Origin of the sequence: Bradyrhizobium sp. SRL28 (assembly GCF_018596315.1) — a bacterium.
Taxonomy (GTDB): domain Bacteria; phylum Pseudomonadota; class Alphaproteobacteria; order Rhizobiales; family Xanthobacteraceae; genus Bradyrhizobium.
Map to the genome: position 1 here is coordinate 1 of NZ_JAHEAG010000165.1, position 1073 is coordinate 1073.

Annotated in this window: 2 protein-coding genes; both read left to right on the forward strand. The window is 57.6% G+C overall.

The window, feature by feature from the left end:
• Positions 1-102 precede the first annotated feature (102 nt).
• The gene (locus tag KIP88_RS45800; RefSeq protein ID WP_214494619.1) at positions 103-741 is read left to right on the forward strand and encodes an acyl-homoserine-lactone synthase; all 639 of its coding nucleotides are present in this window, start codon (positions 103-105) and stop codon (positions 739-741) included.
• Positions 742-810: 69 nt separating this feature from the next.
• On the forward strand, positions 811-1073 hold a 263-nt coding region (locus tag KIP88_RS45805; protein WP_214494620.1), incomplete at its 3' end, for a hypothetical protein.

A 1073-nucleotide genomic window follows, 5' to 3' on the forward strand; every position in this document is an offset into this window, starting at 1 on the left:
CTAGCGTAATCAAACTGAATAAGTGTTACCTGTAAAATTTGACAGGCGATTAGCAACTCTCTTTCTGGTTTTGAGGCCTCCCGATAATTTCAGGAGGTCGCTATGCATGCCATCGCACTTCACACCTCTCAATTTGGTCGTCATCTGGAGTTGCTCGCGGCGATGTATCGGCTGCGGCGCCGTGTCTTCAAGGATCGGCTCGACTGGTCAGTGTCGGTCTCGGGTGAATTCGAGCTCGATGTGTATGACACTCTCGGGCCGACTTATCTCATTCTCATGGCAGACGCCGGAGAGCCGGTTGGTTCGGTTCGTCTGCTTCCGACGACCGGACCAACCATGTTGGCCGACACCTTTCCCGTTCTGCTCGGCGGGACGCCAGCGCCGCATGACGAAAGAATTCTCGAAAGCTCACGCTTTTGCGTTGACACCAGTCTTGTCGCGGAGCAGGCGGCCAATAGTCTCAACCGCGCAACGTTTATCCTCTTCGCCGCCATGATGGAGGCAGTACGCGGCGCGCGCGCAGACAGCATCGTGACAGTCACTGATACACGTATGGAGCGCATTCTTCGGCGAGCGGGCTGGCCATTGAGGCGGATCGCTGCACCGCGGCAGGTCGGATCGACCATGGCGGTCGCCGGCTTTCTCGACATGTCCGAACAAACGCTTCACAGGATGTACGAACAAGCCGACGTCAACGGCCCCGTGCTTCTGTCACCGGATCTTGTTAACGCGGCCGCCTGATGCCCCGTGAGCAGCATCCAGCCAAGGTCATTTGACACGTAGATGCTTGCAGACCCACGACATAGTCGGGTGATTTTGATCAATATGACGCGCGGCGAGACGCCGGCTTCGGCCGGTCTTGCCCCGCGGCACGTCAGTTTCTCGTTGCTGCAGACGGGCTTGGAGATGTTCGCCGTCGCGTCGACCCTCATCGGCGAATGCCAGCCGTTCGGGATTAAGGGTCAGCAACTCGTGCACTCGATGACGCAGCTGGACGTTGACGCTCTTTCCATTTGGCACGATCGGCGGTTTACGGACAATCTGGCTTCACGCGAGACCGGTATCATTTTCTT

Excerpts from the sequence above, each read along its gene's own strand:
- KIP88_RS45800 (WP_214494619.1), top strand. The coding sequence starts at position 103 with ATGCATGCCATCGCACTTCACACCTCTCAATTTGGTCGTCATCTGGAG.